At 33.5% G+C, this 13,692-nt stretch carries 10 protein-coding genes; 1 reads left to right on the plus strand and 9 read right to left on the minus strand.

Annotated features, from left to right (window positions below; genetic code table 11):
* Positions 1–216: 216 nt before the first annotated feature.
* The 6 genes from rodA to purH all read right to left on the minus strand — a co-directional run bounded on the left by rodA (position 217) and on the right by purH (position 7,434).
* Positions 217–1,452 carry a rod shape-determining protein RodA gene (rodA, locus tag ACNQGD_RS13455; RefSeq protein WP_417999640.1) on the minus strand — a complete coding sequence of 412 codons (1,236 nt, stop codon included), beginning with the start codon at positions 1,450–1,452 and terminating at the stop codon, positions 217–219.
* 5 nt (positions 1,453–1,457) lie between these two features.
* A complete protein-coding gene (gene mrdA, locus ACNQGD_RS13460; protein WP_417993183.1) occupies positions 1,458–3,410 on the minus strand; it encodes a penicillin-binding protein 2 in 1,953 nt (650 codons plus the stop codon).
* Positions 3,407–3,913: a rod shape-determining protein MreD gene (locus tag ACNQGD_RS13465; protein ID WP_417999641.1), complete on the minus strand. Its 507-nt coding sequence runs from the start codon at positions 3,911–3,913 to the stop codon at positions 3,407–3,409. Before ACNQGD_RS13465 ends, mrdA begins: the two co-directional genes overlap by 4 nt.
* Positions 3,906–4,730 carry a rod shape-determining protein MreC gene (gene mreC / locus ACNQGD_RS13470; RefSeq protein ID WP_417999642.1) on the minus strand — a complete coding sequence of 275 codons (825 nt, stop codon included), beginning with the start codon at positions 4,728–4,730 and terminating at the stop codon, positions 3,906–3,908. Before mreC ends, ACNQGD_RS13465 begins: the two co-directional genes overlap by 8 nt.
* A 95-nt stretch (positions 4,731–4,825) precedes the next feature.
* Positions 4,826–5,854: a rod shape-determining protein gene (locus ACNQGD_RS13475; RefSeq protein WP_035668436.1), complete on the minus strand. Its 1,029-nt coding sequence runs from the start codon at positions 5,852–5,854 to the stop codon at positions 4,826–4,828.
* A gap of 53 nt (positions 5,855–5,907) precedes the next feature.
* On the minus strand, positions 5,908–7,434 hold the full coding sequence (purH, locus tag ACNQGD_RS13480) for a bifunctional phosphoribosylaminoimidazolecarboxamide formyltransferase/IMP cyclohydrolase (protein ID WP_417999643.1): 1,527 nt from the start codon (positions 7,432–7,434) through the stop codon (positions 5,908–5,910).
* 198 nt (positions 7,435–7,632) lie between these two features.
* On the opposite strand from purH, the gene ACNQGD_RS13485 reads away from it, so the two are divergent.
* Positions 7,633–8,883: an ABC transporter permease gene (locus ACNQGD_RS13485; protein ID WP_417996529.1), complete on the plus strand. Its 1,251-nt coding sequence runs from the start codon at positions 7,633–7,635 to the stop codon at positions 8,881–8,883.
* Positions 8,884–9,003: 120 nt separating this feature from the next.
* Here the strand turns inward: ACNQGD_RS13485 and accD are convergent, their stop codons facing one another.
* The 3 genes from accD to tamL form a co-directional block, all read right to left on the minus strand.
* Entirely contained in the window at positions 9,004–9,858 is an 855-nt protein-coding gene (gene accD, locus ACNQGD_RS13490; protein WP_099713614.1) for an acetyl-CoA carboxylase, carboxyltransferase subunit beta, read from the minus strand.
* A 115-nt stretch (positions 9,859–9,973) separates the two neighbouring features.
* On the minus strand, positions 9,974–11,041 hold the full coding sequence (fbaA, locus tag ACNQGD_RS13495; RefSeq protein WP_417993178.1) for a class II fructose-bisphosphate aldolase: 1,068 nt from the start codon (positions 11,039–11,041) through the stop codon (positions 9,974–9,976).
* A gap of 60 nt (positions 11,042–11,101) precedes the next feature.
* Entirely contained in the window at positions 11,102–13,669 is a 2,568-nt protein-coding gene (gene tamL / locus ACNQGD_RS13500) for a translocation and assembly module lipoprotein TamL (protein WP_417999644.1), read from the minus strand.
* Between the last annotated feature and the right edge of the window lie 23 nt (positions 13,670–13,692).

Raw genomic sequence — 13,692 nt, forward strand, 5'->3', positions numbered from 1 at the left:
AATAAATTGAAATGGATTAGTTTAGATTATAAAACAGAAATGTCTAACCAATCTATATGATAGAAAATAGTAATGCTTTCTTGTCAGAGCTTCTTGTTAAAAGGATTTGGAAGTAAATGACTTCTGCAGTTTTTATTGAGAGAAATAATTAAAATTTATAAAGACAAAAACACATAAACTAGAGTAATCTTTATTAGTCCTTAAAAACGGATTTAATTACCATTCGTTTACTTTATTGGCGTCCATTTTTATAAATATAAATAATAATATTGTGAACCCCCAAAGTCCGGAACCTCCATAAGAAAAGAAAGGAAGTGGAACTCCAATTGTTGGAAAAATACCCACTACCATTGCAATATTTACAAAGAAATGAGTAAATAAAATTCCGGCGACACAATATCCATAAACTCTGCTGAATTTTGTTTTTTGTCTCTCTGCCAGGTATATTATTCTAAGAAATAAACCCGAAAAAAGAGCTATAACAACTAAGGATCCTAAAAATCCCCATTCTTCACCTACGGTTGTAAATATATAATCGGTGTGTTGCTCGGGAACGAATCCTCCTTTAGTTTGTGTCCCTTCAAGGAACCCTTTTCCAAACCAACCTCCAGAACCAATAGCTATTTCGGATTGATTGGTGTTATAACCAATTCCTTTTAGATCGATAGTTTTGCCTAAAAGTATATTAAAACGATCTCTGTGATGTTGTTTAAATACATTTTCGAAAACATAGTTTACCGATAAGACAAACCCAGAAATGAGAACAAAAAGAATGCTGCTCAAAATAATATTTCTGTCGGCTAATCTTGATTTAAAATGAACTAATATAAGTGTTACTAAAGCAAGTAAAATTACATATTGCGGTTCTAAAACAAGTGTTAGTACAAATAATAATATGGTAATAAATCCAGTCCAAACATACCATGAGGGTAATCCCTCGCGGTATAAAACGATGATAAATATGCTATATATTAAAGCACTTCCGGGGTCAGGTTGCGGAAGTATTAGGATTACCGGAAGAAGGATTATAGCAAGAGCTTGAACTTGCCGGTTGACTTCTTTTAAATTGATTTGGGTGTCACTTAAATATTTTGCTAAAGCCAAAGCTGTAGCTGCTTTTGCAAATTCAGAGGGTTGTATTGTAAAACTACCTATCGCATACCAACAACGTTGACCCGCTATGGTTTTACCAAATAAAAATAATCCTGCTAATGTAAGTAAGGAAACACCAAAAATAATACTTGCGTATTTTTCGTAAAATTTACCGTCAACGGAAAGTATAATAAAAATTAAAGGAATAGTTAATATAATGAAGATTAGCTGTTTTTCATGAGTGTCTTCCATTGATGAAAGAGAAGACGAATAGATATTTAGCCAACCCAAAATAACTAATGAAGCATAAATTAGGATGCTTATCCAGTCAATGTTATTTGTTATACTTTGGTTTTTCATCTGAATTAAATAGCTTGTTTGTTCGATTTAGTGGTGTCTGTTTTTACTTTAACAGTTGGAATTGTTGTTTTCTTTTTTAGTAGTGAATCGCTTATTCGCAATTGTAATTTCACTGCTTCTGACAATCCTCCCAATTTAGCATACCGACTTTGTAAACTTGTTGCTAAAATTCTTTTTTCCAGGTCAACTCTTGTGATTTTTTGCCGTAGGTATTTTTCTATCATCAAACTAGCTATAGGTCCTGCTATAGTTGCGCCATATCCACCATTTTCTACCATAACTGCAATTGCAATTTTGGGGTTATCTTTTGGTGCAAAAGCTACAAATATGGAATGATCCTCCATTTTTACACGTACTCCTCCAATTTTTGCAAAATTTTCTGCTGTTCCAGTCTTACCACAAATATCAATTCCTTCCACTCGGAGAGACCTAGCTGTTCCCAAGTTGTAAACATCAAATAAACCACTGATAATTGGCTTGAAATGTTTTTTATCAATTGTGGTTACATGTTTAGTGGTGAATTTTTCGTCAATTTTGTGACCTTTAATTTTCTTTATGATATGAGGTGTGTAATAATGACCTTCGTTAGCGATCGTTGCCATCATATTTGCCAATTGAATTGGAGTCATCAGTACTTCACCTTGCCCAATAGCATTAGAAACAATAGTGGTGCTTCTCCAGCCACCGTTAGGATAGATGCGTTTGTAAGTTTTTGAATCGGGTATGTTTCCTTTTTTACCAGTTGGTAAATCATATCCCATGAATTGTCCAAGGCCAAAACTTTTCACATGTTTGCTCCACACATCAACCGCTTGCGCGGGTTTTGAATATTTATTGATTGTTTTCATGTAAGCCGTAGCAAAATAAGAATTGCACGACTCAAAAATTCCTCTATGCAATTGAAGTGCACCTCCATGACAATGGCATCCCATAAAACGTCCTCTGGCGTAGCTAAAACCCCGATTACAAAACACAGTAGTATTAGCATCAATAACTCCCTCTTGTAACGCTACAAGTCCAGTTAAGATTTTGAACGGAGATCCTGGAGGATACTCAGCCAGCAAGCCTCTGTCATACAATGGTTTTGCTATAGAATCATGGTACAATTCGGTATAATTCTTAGATCGTTGTCTTCCTACCAATATTGCCGGGTCATAGGAAGGAGCCGTTACAAGTGCTAATATTTCGCCGGTACTAGGTTCAATGGCAACAATTCCGCCTCGTTTATTAATCATTAACTCCTCTCCATACTTTTGAATTTCAGCATCTATGGTGAGATTGATGTCTTCTCCTTGAACAGCGATAGTGTCGTATTTCCCTTCTTTGTAAGAGCCTATTTCCCTGTTGTATTTGTCTTTTTGAATGTATTTTACGCCTTTTACTCCGCGTAAAAGATATTCATAGCTTTCTTCAACTCCTTGTCTTCCAATTAAATCACCACTATTGTAATATGGGTTTTTGGCTACTAGTTTTTCATTTACTTGAGTGATGCCCCCAAAAATATTGGCTCCAAAATTTACTTCATAATCACGAAGGGAACGTTTTTGAAAATAAAAACCTTCATATTTTCTTATTTTTTCTTGAAACGCAGCAAATTCACTTTTGTTCAACTGAGATAAAAAAACAGATGGCAAACGTGGACTGTATACTCTTGCTTTTTCGATTTTTTTTATGAAATCTTCTTTTGTAATATTTAATAATTGACAAAATTCTAAAGTATCAGTTTTTTTTACCTCTCTAGGAATGACCATGATGTCATAAGATGCTTGGTTGGCAACTAATAACTTTCCGTTTCGATCATACATGTATCCTCTTTCGGGATATTCATACTTTTTTTTAATGGCGTTGTTTTCAGATTTTAGTTTTAATGTATCATCAACAATCTGCAAATAAAAGATTCGCATTACAAGCAAAGATGTAGCTAGAATTATTAAAGAAGGCAGTAAAACTTTTCTCATCTTTTGTTTGGCTTAATAAGATATATTATGATAATGCAAATAATGATTGTGAATACGGTACTTAATAAACTTCTGAGTAGTATATCAATGATAAGGCTAAATTGGAAAGCTTCCAGTAAAAATAACGTAAAATGGTGTATGGCAACAGAAAGTAATATGAACGAGAATCTTTCCGGAGTTAATACATCATTTAATTTTACAGTTTGATATTCGTAACTCAGACCAAAAGCAAATTTAAAAATTGACGGTCTGAAATAGGCTAGAACTAAACATGCAGTGGCATGTATCCCTCCTGAATTGCTAAACATATCCATAATAAGTCCAAGCATAAAACTCGCAACGACAAGGCCTGACTTATTTCCATTTACAGGGTACAGTATTATGAACAATATATAGGGGAAAGGGCTTATGTAACCCAAAAAATTCATATTGTTGAATATGATAATTTGAACTGCTAATAACAGAATAAATCGAAAAATATTGACTAACAATGTGCTATTCATTCTTTTCTCTTTTTTCTAAATTAGTAATTTCGGCACTGTCTTTACTTTTTATTATATAGACATGACCTAAGTTAGTCATGTCATTAAATAATCTTACATTTATTGTATAATAGTTTGTTTGATTGTCTATTTCTATTTTGTCAATTGTTCCAATGTTAATATTCTCAGGAAAAATTACAGATTGACCTCCGGTTACAATGGTATCTCCTTTTCTTATCGCTGCTAATCTCGGAACATCGATTAATTGAACAAATCCTGTGCTTTTTCCATTCCAAATCAAAGAACCAAAGTGATTTGACTTTTTGATTTTGGCATTGATTTGAGATTTTTTATTCAGAATACTGATTACTGTAGCGTAATTTGCAGATGTATTTTCAATGATCCCAATTATTCCTAAACTGTTAATTACGCCCATATCTGGTTTTACACCTTGTAATTCTCCTGAATTTAAGGTTAAGTAATTTTCATGGACATTATAGGAATTATGGATCACTTTAGACACTAAAATATCGTCTGGTTTCACCCCTTTGATGCTGTCGAGTTTTTTTATTGCAGTAGTGTCTTTGCGATTGAATAAAAGACTTTTTAGCTTTGCATTCTCAAGAGCAAGTGCATCATTTTGAGTTTTTAAATTCAAGTATTCGTTAAGGTTATTCACCTTTTCATACACACCGCCACTTAAAAAATTTGCAGAACTAATTATTTTGCTCCTATGAAAAGAATGCGACTGAATGGTAAGTGATAACGAGATACCCAAAAGCAGCAAAAACAGTAATCTATTACTGTTTTTAAAAATAAAATTAAATATTTGCTGCATTTCTTAACGGTATAATGTAAATATCTGTATGTGTTGTAATCTAATTGTTGTAAATTGACTTAAGCTTTAAGGCTTGAAAGTGCAACAAAAACGGATTACTTAATCAAAATACTTTTAAATTTTGTAATGTTTTTAAGTGCCATACCAGTACCTCTAACAACTGCTCTTAACGGATCTTCTGCAATGTAAACAGGTAAATCTGTTTTTTGCGAAATCCTTTTATCAAGACCTCTTAGCATAGATCCTCCACCGGCAAGGTAAATCCCTGTGTTGTAAATATCAGCTGCTAATTCAGGAGGTGTTTGGGATAAAGTTTCCATTACAGCATCTTCAATTCGTTGTATTGATTTGTCTAATGCTTTGGCAATTTCTCTATAAGAAACTTCCACTTGTTTTGGTTTACCAGTAAGTAAATCTCTACCTTGAACAGACATATCTTCTGGAGGAGTTTCTAAATCTTCGATTGCTGCACCAATTTGAATTTTGATTTTTTCAGCGGTACTTTCTCCAACAAAAAGGTTGTGTTGGGTACGCATGTAATAAACGATGTCATTTGTAAATACATCACCAGCAATTTTTACGGATTTATCACATACAATTCCGCCTAATGCAATTACTGCAATTTCAGTTGTTCCACCACCTATATCGACAATCATGTTTCCTTTTGGTTGCATGATGTCTATTCCAATACCTATTGCTGCTGCCATAGGTTCATGTATCAAATAAACTTCTTTACCATTTACTCTTTCACAAGATTCTTTCACAGCTCTCATTTCCACTTCAGTAATACCTGAAGGAATACAAACAACCATTCTTAATGCGGGAGTAAACATTCTTTTTTTCAATGCCGGTATGCTTTTTATAAACATACTGATCATTTTTTCTGAAGCATCAAAATCAGCAATTACACCATCTTTCAGGGGTCTTATCGTTTTAATGTTTTCATGTGTTTTTCCCTGCATCATGTTGGCTTCTTTACCAACAGCAATGATTTTGCCTGAAACTCTATCACGAGCAACTATCGAAGGGCTGTCTATGACAACTTTATCATTATGTATGATTAAAGTGTTGGCGGTACCAAGGTCTATCGCAATATCCTCGGTCATGAAATCAAAAAATCCCATAAGTTTTTTAAGGGTTAAAAGTTATAAATTTGTGACGGGCAAAGTTAAACAAATTAATGTTTAAAATGACGAGTTCCTGTAAATACCATTGCAACTTTATTTTCATTACAATAATTAATACTCAATTCGTCTTTTATTGATCCTCCTGGCTGAATTACAGCAGTTATTCCAGCTTTTTTGGCTATTTCTACACAATCTGGAAAAGGAAAAAATGCATCGCTTGCCATCACAGCTCCATGCAAATCAAAGTGAAAATTATTCGCTTTTTCGACTGCTTGTTGCAAGGCATCAACTCTTGATGTCTGTCCTGTACCTGAAGCAATAAGTGTACCGTTTTTAGCAAAAACAATTGTATTTGATTTTGTGTTTTTACAAATTTTAGAAGCAAAAATTAGGTCCTGAATTTCTTGTTCAGTAGGTTCAGATATAGTAACGGTTCTTAAGTCTTCTTTATTGTCGGTTATGTTGTTTCTTTCCTGAACTAAAATTCCGTTTAAGCAAGTGCGAACTTGTTTTTGTGGTAATTCTACTTCGTTTTGAATTAATATAATTCGGTTTTTCTTTTCTTGTAAAATTGCAATGGCTTCAGTATTATATTCTGGGGCGATTACCACTTCGCAAAACAATTTGTTTATTTCTGAAGCAGTAACAACATCAATTTTTGTATTCGAAATTAAAACACCTCCAAAAGCTGATGTTGGATCGCAGGCCAAAGCCGCTAGATACGCTTCACTAATGGTAGTTCTGGATGCTAATCCACAAGCATTATTGTGTTTTAATATGGCAAAGGTAGGACCGTCATTTTTGAATTCATTAATCAAATTCACTGCAGCATCTACATCTAATAAATTATTGTAAGATAATTCTTTTCCGTGAACTTTGTTGAACATAGCATCAAAATCACCGAAGAAAAATCCTTTTTGATGTGGGTTTTCACCGTATCTTAAAACTTGACCGTTAGCAATACTTTGTTTGTATATCGTTTCGTCAGTATTGAAATAATTGAAAATTGCAGTATCATAATGCGATGAAACATGAAATGCTTTTGTAGCTAATAATTTTCTATCTTCCAATGTTGTAGCTCCATTTTGCTCAGTAATCAAATCCAAAAGCAAACCATATTGGTCAACCGATGCTACAATTACAGTGTCCTTGAAGTTTTTTGCGGCAGCACGTATTAAAGAAATACCACCAATATCTATTTTTTCAATAATATCCGATTCACTAGCTCCGGAAGCTACTGTTTTTTCAAAAGGATATAAATCAACAATTACTAAGTCTATTTGTGGAATGTTGAACTCGATCATTTGTTGTACATCACTCTCGTTGTCCTGACGGTTTAATATTCCTCCAAAAACTTTTGGGTGTAATGTTTTTACTCGGCCACCCAAAATAGAAGGGTAAGAAGTAACATCTTCAACAGGAATTACAGGAATTCCTAAATTTTTTATAAAATCCTCAGTTCCTCCAGTAGAATAAAGTGTAACATTTTGACTGTTTAGTTGTCTTACTATAGGTTCTAATCCTTCTTTTGAAAAGACAGAGATTATCGCAGATTGAATTGTTTTTGTTGTGTTCATTATGTAGTTATAGTTATAAAGTGCAAAAATAGTTTTTTAATGTGAAAATTAAGCCATTTGAAAATGAGATAATGTGTAATTTTTACTCCTATTTAATTGGCAAAGATAAAAGAATTGATTCACACGGCAACGAATACATTTTTCATTAGGTTTTTGATTAATATTTATGGAATTTTACTTTAATACAAAAAAGATTTTATGCTAGTTTACCTTCGATTGTTAAAAGAGAGTTTGGGATTTGCAATGAATGCATTGCGAAACAACAAGTTAAGAACATTGCTTTCTTTGTTAGGAGTTACTATTGGAATTTTTTCGATTATAGCAGTGCTTGCTGCTGTAGATTCTTTGGACAGAAAAATCACAAAAGACTTGAGTAGTTTAGATAAAAATACCATTTATCTGATGAAATTTTCTTTTGGACCTTCTGAGATTCCTCAATGGAAAAGAGAACAGTTTCCTAATGTGAAGTACGACGAGTACACTTTCATGAAAGGTGCTATGACTAATACAAACCAGATGGCATATCAAATATTTACTCGGAGAGAATCTGTTAAATATGAATCGAAAACAGTAAGCGATATCAATATTGTTCCTGTTTCACATGAATTTATAGATATTCAAGGACTTGAATTTGACAAAGGGAGATTTTACAATGAATCTGAAGCTAATTCTGGTGCTACAGTTATTGTTCTGGGAAATGAAATTGCAAAATCCTTATTTGAAAATTCTGAGCCAATCGGAAAAAATGTTCGCTTGTATGGCAAGCGTTTTACAGTTATTGGTGTCCTCAAAAAAGAAGGTTCAGGTTTGTTTGGAGACAGTAATGATACATCAGCATATCTTCCAGTAAATTTTGTTCGTCAGTTGTATGGCGACAATAATACTTCTTTAACGAATGTCATTATTTTTAAACCAGAAAAAGGAGTGGATATGGATGCTTATAAAAGTGAAATATCTCAGAAACTACGCAGTTTTAGAGGTTTGAAAGCAGGTGAAATTGACAATTTTTTTATTAATGTGTTTTCTGGTTTTACGGATCTTATTGATGGAATTTTAGGGCAAATGAATCTTGTAGGCTGGATAATCAGTGGTTTCTCGTTACTGGTAGGAGGTTTTGGGATAGCAAATATCATGTTTGTTTCAGTGAAAGAACGAACTAATTTGATTGGGATTCAGAAATCATTAGGTGCCAAAAATAGATTTATATTATTTCAATTTTTGTTTGAAGCCATTATACTTTCCGTGATTGGTGGTGTGATTGGACTTTTTCTGGTTTGGATAATTTCTGTAATTTTGACAGAAGCATTAGATTTTGAATTTGTTTTAAGCACTGGAAATATTATTCTGGGAACTGGATTAGCTGCTGTAATTGGATTGATATCTGGAATTCTTCCAGCGATTTCTGCTTCAAAACTAGATCCTGTGGAAGCGATTAGAACAGGAATGTAAGTTCAAGACAAGTAGGCCAATTTAAATAAATAAAAAAACAGCTTTCAATATTACTTGGAAGCTGTTTTTATTTGTAAAGTAATAGTTGAAAATAAAAAATCCATTACTGGGGATTTCTATTTATCTAATAGTATTGTTTTGAATCAAATCGATGTACAAGTTAATCTTGTCTTTCAATTCTTTTCTTGGTGTTATAAAGTCTAAGAAACCATGTTCAAGTAAGAACTCAGCAGTTTGGAAACCTTCCGGTAAATCTTTACCTGTTGTGTCTCTTACAACTCTTGGTCCGGCAAAGCCAATTAATGCACCTGGTTCAGAAATATTAATATCTCCCAGCATGGCGTAAGAAGCAGTTGTTCCTCCAGTTGTTGGATCCGTACATAATGAAATGTAAGGCAATTTTGCTTCGGCAAGTTGAGCGAGTTTTACGGATGTTTTTGCTAATTGCATTAAAGAATATGCAGCTTCCATCATTCGTGCTCCACCTGATTTTGAAATCATTACAAAAGGCAGCTTGTTTTTGATAGCGTGATCAATTCCTCTTGCGATTTTTTCTCCCACTACAGCGCCCATAGAACCACCGATAAAGGCAAAATCCATACAGCAGATGACAACATCTTTTCCTTTTGATTTACCAACTCCGGTACGCACTGCATCCTTCAGTTTAGTTTTTTCCATAACATCTTTCAAACGATCTGCATATTTTTTTGTATCAACAAAATGCAAAGGATCTTTAGAAGTCATGTTTTTATCTAATTCAACAAATTCATTGTTGTCAAATAAAATTTGAAAATATTCTGTACTTCCAATTCTAACGTGAAAACCATCCTCAGGACTTACAAATAAGTTACGAGCTAGTTCATCGGCATCAATAATTTTTCCAGTTGGAGATTTGTACCAAAGTCCTTTTGGAATATCCATTTTGTCCTCGGTAGCAGTAGTAATCCCTTTTTCTTTTCTTTTAAACCAAGCCATTTTTCAAGTATTCAGTGTTCAGTAATCAGGTATTCAGTGTTTTGTAATCAGTTTTAGTGTTCCATTATCAGCATTTGAGAACTGAACACTAAAAACTGAAAACTGACCACTATTTTTATAATGTATTTACGTTGTTCAAGTCAGCAAATGCTTGCTCAAGTCTTGTGTTGAAAGTAACTTCGCTTTCACGCATCCATTTTCTTGGATCGTAATATTTTTTGTTTGGAGCATCAGCACCTTCTGGGTTTCCAATTTGAGTTTTCAAATAGTCGATGTTTTTTACCATGTAATCACGAATACCTTCCGTAAAAGCAAATTGCAAATCAGTATCAATATTCATTTTTATAACTCCGTAGCTAATACCTTCTCTAATTTCTTCTAATGTAGAACCTGAACCACCGTGGAAAACGAAGTCTACCGGGTTGTGTCCTGTATTAAATTTGTTTTGTACAAAATCTTGAGAATTTTTTAAGATTTTTGGCGTCAATTTTACATTTCCTGGTTTGTAAACTCCATGTACGTTTCCAAAAGCGGCGGCGATTGTAAATCTTGGACTTACTTTAGAAAGTTCTTCGTATGCGTAAGCAACTTCTTCAGGCTGTGTGTATAATTTTGAACTGTCTACATCAGAGTTGTCAACACCATCTTCTTCACCACCTGTAATTCCAAGTTCGATTTCAAGTGTCATTCCCATTTTGCTCATTCTTTCTAAATATCCTTTGCAAATTTCGATGTTTTCTTCGATAGGCTCCTCAGATAAGTCAATCATGTGAGAAGAAAATAATGGTTTTCCAGTTTCAGCAAAATGTTTCTCTGAAGCATCTAATAAACCGTCAATCCAAGGCAATAATTTTTTTGCACAATGATCAGTATGTAAAATTACGGTTGCTCCGTACGCTTCCGCCAAAGTATGAATGTGTAATGCACCAGCAATTCCACCAGCGATTGCTGCTTTTTCACCTGCATTAGAAAGTCCTTTTCCTGCATTAAATTGTGCTCCTCCATTTGAGAATTGAATGATAACCGGAGCATTAAGTTTTGCTGCAGTTTCAAGTACACCATTGATCGTATTTGATCCCGTAACATTTACTGCAGGAAGTGCAAATCCTTTTTCTTTAGCATAATTAAAAATTTCCTGAACCTGATCTCCTGTAGCTACGCCTGGTTTTATGTTGTGTGCCATTGTACTTTTTTTAGTTATTTTATTTAGTTTTTAGTTTGCAAAAATAAGAATTAATTAGCATTAGAACGGATAATTTATTCCAAAATTTAAAACCGAGTTTGCAAAGTTGTATTCTCTAAACCATCTTTTGTTAGTTTCATTGGCTGGATTGTAGGTTTTAAATCCTAAATCAAAACGAATTACAAAAAAACTCAGGTCATATCTAAGCCCAAATCCTGTGCCTAATGCGATATCTTTTAAGTCCTTAAATTGTGTAAATGTCGATTTCTCATCCTCTACATTATCTAATACATTCCAAATATTTCCGGCATCGGCAAAAAGAGCACCTTTTAAACTGCCTAATATCTTAAAGCGATACTCCCCGCTAATCGCAATTTTCATATTTGCCTCATTAAAATCGTCTAATGCACCACTGCTGCCCGGTCCTAGGCCATACGGTTGCCACGCTCTGTTGTCATTTGATCCTCCTGAAAAATAACTTCTTGAAAAAGGAATGTTGTCTGAATTTCCAAATGGAATGGCTATCCCGAAAAACGCTCTGAATGCAACTATTTTTTCTTTGGATAAATCCCAATGTTTGATATAATCAAATTCTGTTTTTATATATTCGGAATATTCTAAATTGAATATTTTATAATTACCAGTTGAATTTTTATTTTGATTTGTTGTTGCTGCTAAAGCAGTTAAAATAGTCCCGGCCGATTCTATTTTTGTTTTAAAAAGATAAAAGGTATTGTCTGTTAAGTCTTTTTTGGTTGTTTTAGAAAAAGTAAAACTGGTTGCCAAAATAAAATCATTTTCCGTAAGCCTAAGTCTTCGCTCTTCAATGCTTTTTACAGACTGAAAATCTGTGGGTTCCATAGGTTTTAAAAAATTAGCATTACCCGTGAGTACATCATTAGTGAAGCCCATTGTTCCTTCTTCAATAAGCAAGTCTTTATCAATGTTATTGTTGTAATAAGAAGGATTTGTGTTGTATTGTTTGCTGATTTCGTTCAAAGCATTGTAGGAAGAACCGTAAACATTGAAGTAGTTTTGCGGATTTAGGTTTCGCACAAACTGCGTGTTGAACAAATCAAATCTGGCGGTATTGTTTCTTTTTGGAGTCCAGTTGTATGATAATCCTCCTGTGAAATTCTCTTTGTCTAAACCAATATTTTGTTGTTTTGCAAAACCCACTGTAATCAAAGTAGACGGAATCATACTTTTAGGAATGATTTTTTCAGTGCTGAAAGGCATGAAAATCCTGGGAATGTTAAGTTTTAAATCCAAACCATATTCAGAAACATTGAAGAAATTATTCTTTGGATTTGCTAAATCCTTTGAAGATCCAATATTGCCTCGCACAGCTAATTCGAGTGTTTCGGCGCCATTAAAAACATTTCGTATCGTTTCAGAAACACTTAAGCCTATACCAAAATCCTGTATGTTAGAATGAGTTACATCTAGTGTAGTTCCGAAACTATATTTTTTTCTAGGTGTTAAATATACTTTTGCAATCAATGATTGTGCGGTTGAGTCTCTAGGATCAACTTCATATTGTATTGACGGATAGTTGAAAATTTTAAGATTGTTTAAATACCGAGTCGTTAAAACGGTTTTGTAATCTGCAAATAATCCTCCTTTTGTAATAAAGATAGCATTGGTAATTGCTCGTGGTTTGTATCTTAATTTGTTCTTACTGTATAAATTAAAGTTTTTGTAGGTTGTACTATCCGTAATTTTTATGCTGTTAGTGCTTGGAGAATAATCAGTATAAATATTGACATCGCTTATTTTATAAATTTTAAAAGGTTCGGTTCTGCTCGAATCTTGCTCTTGATAAGAATAATTATTAATCATCAAGTTTATATTTGCCTGATTGACTTTTTTGATGGTATCTATGTCAAAAGTCACATAATTAGGTTGAAAATAATACACTCCGTTGTTTCTAAAATGAGTGGTGATTCGGTTTTTCTCATTCTCAAAATCTTCGGTTTTATATTGATTTCCGGATTTGATAAACGTGTTTGACTTGTTAGTTTCATATAAAGAGTCTAAAGCCGGCGTTAAAATAGTAGTTCTCAAGGAATCCAAAAAATAGGCATTTCCGGAAGTAATGGCGTATTTTATCTTGGCCTTTTTGATACTCAAAGTGTCTATTTTGTAGGTGGCATTGACATTAAAAAAGCCGTTGTTGAAGTAGTAGTATTTCAAGCGCAACAATGATTTGTCCGCTCTGTCTTTATCAATAATCACGGGTGGTTCTCCAGTTCTTTTCAAAAAATCATGGATTCCGTGATACCAGAACGATTTGCCGAGTCGATTGACTTGTTTTTCAGACAACCATTTTGATTTTCGTTGAAATTTTTCCGGATTATTTGTAAACTTCGCTTGATACGTTGAATCTGGATTTAGATTGGCAAGATTGTAAAGATTCAATCTTAAACGGTAGCCAAGTAAGGTGCTGTTTGGTTTTTGATACAGTTGATTAAAAACATTTTCATCCTTAATTGTTTTGTCATTTACAGTAATTTCGTTTTTTGTAAGCAGTAATTTACCGTCCGGAACTCTTTTTACAGCGTTACAAGCGCAAATTAGTATTGCAATTAGGATAAATGCAGTTATTTTTGTGGAAGTTTTTTTCAAGTGTTCTAAAATATTTAATTCAA

Source organism: Flavobacterium glucosi, assembly GCF_048286535.1.
Taxonomy (GTDB): Bacteria; Bacteroidota; Bacteroidia; order Flavobacteriales; family Flavobacteriaceae; genus Flavobacterium.

What these genes read in the sequence shown, in the direction of transcription:
- purH (WP_417999643.1), bottom strand. Translation starts at nt 7,434, where the DNA reads ATGAACACAACAAAAACAATTCAATCTGCGATAATCTCTGTCTTTTCA.
- ACNQGD_RS13465 (WP_417999641.1), bottom strand. Translation starts at nt 3,913, where the DNA reads ATGAATAGCACATTGTTAGTCAATATTTTTCGATTTATTCTGTTATTA.
- fbaA (WP_417993178.1), bottom strand. Translation starts at nt 11,041, where the DNA reads ATGGCACACAACATAAAACCAGGCGTAGCTACAGGAGATCAGGTTCAG.
- ACNQGD_RS13475 (WP_035668436.1), bottom strand. Translation starts at nt 5,854, where the DNA reads ATGGGATTTTTTGATTTCATGACCGAGGATATTGCGATAGACCTTGGT.
- rodA (WP_417999640.1), bottom strand. Translation starts at nt 1,452, where the DNA reads ATGAAAAACCAAAGTATAACAAATAACATTGACTGGATAAGCATCCTA.
- mreC (WP_417999642.1), bottom strand. Translation starts at nt 4,730, where the DNA reads ATGCAGCAAATATTTAATTTTATTTTTAAAAACAGTAATAGATTACTG.
- mrdA (WP_417993183.1), bottom strand. Translation starts at nt 3,410, where the DNA reads ATGAGAAAAGTTTTACTGCCTTCTTTAATAATTCTAGCTACATCTTTG.
- accD (WP_099713614.1), bottom strand. Translation starts at nt 9,858, where the DNA reads ATGGCTTGGTTTAAAAGAAAAGAAAAAGGGATTACTACTGCTACCGAG.
- ACNQGD_RS13485 (WP_417996529.1), top strand. Translation starts at nt 7,633, where the DNA reads ATGCTAGTTTACCTTCGATTGTTAAAAGAGAGTTTGGGATTTGCAATG.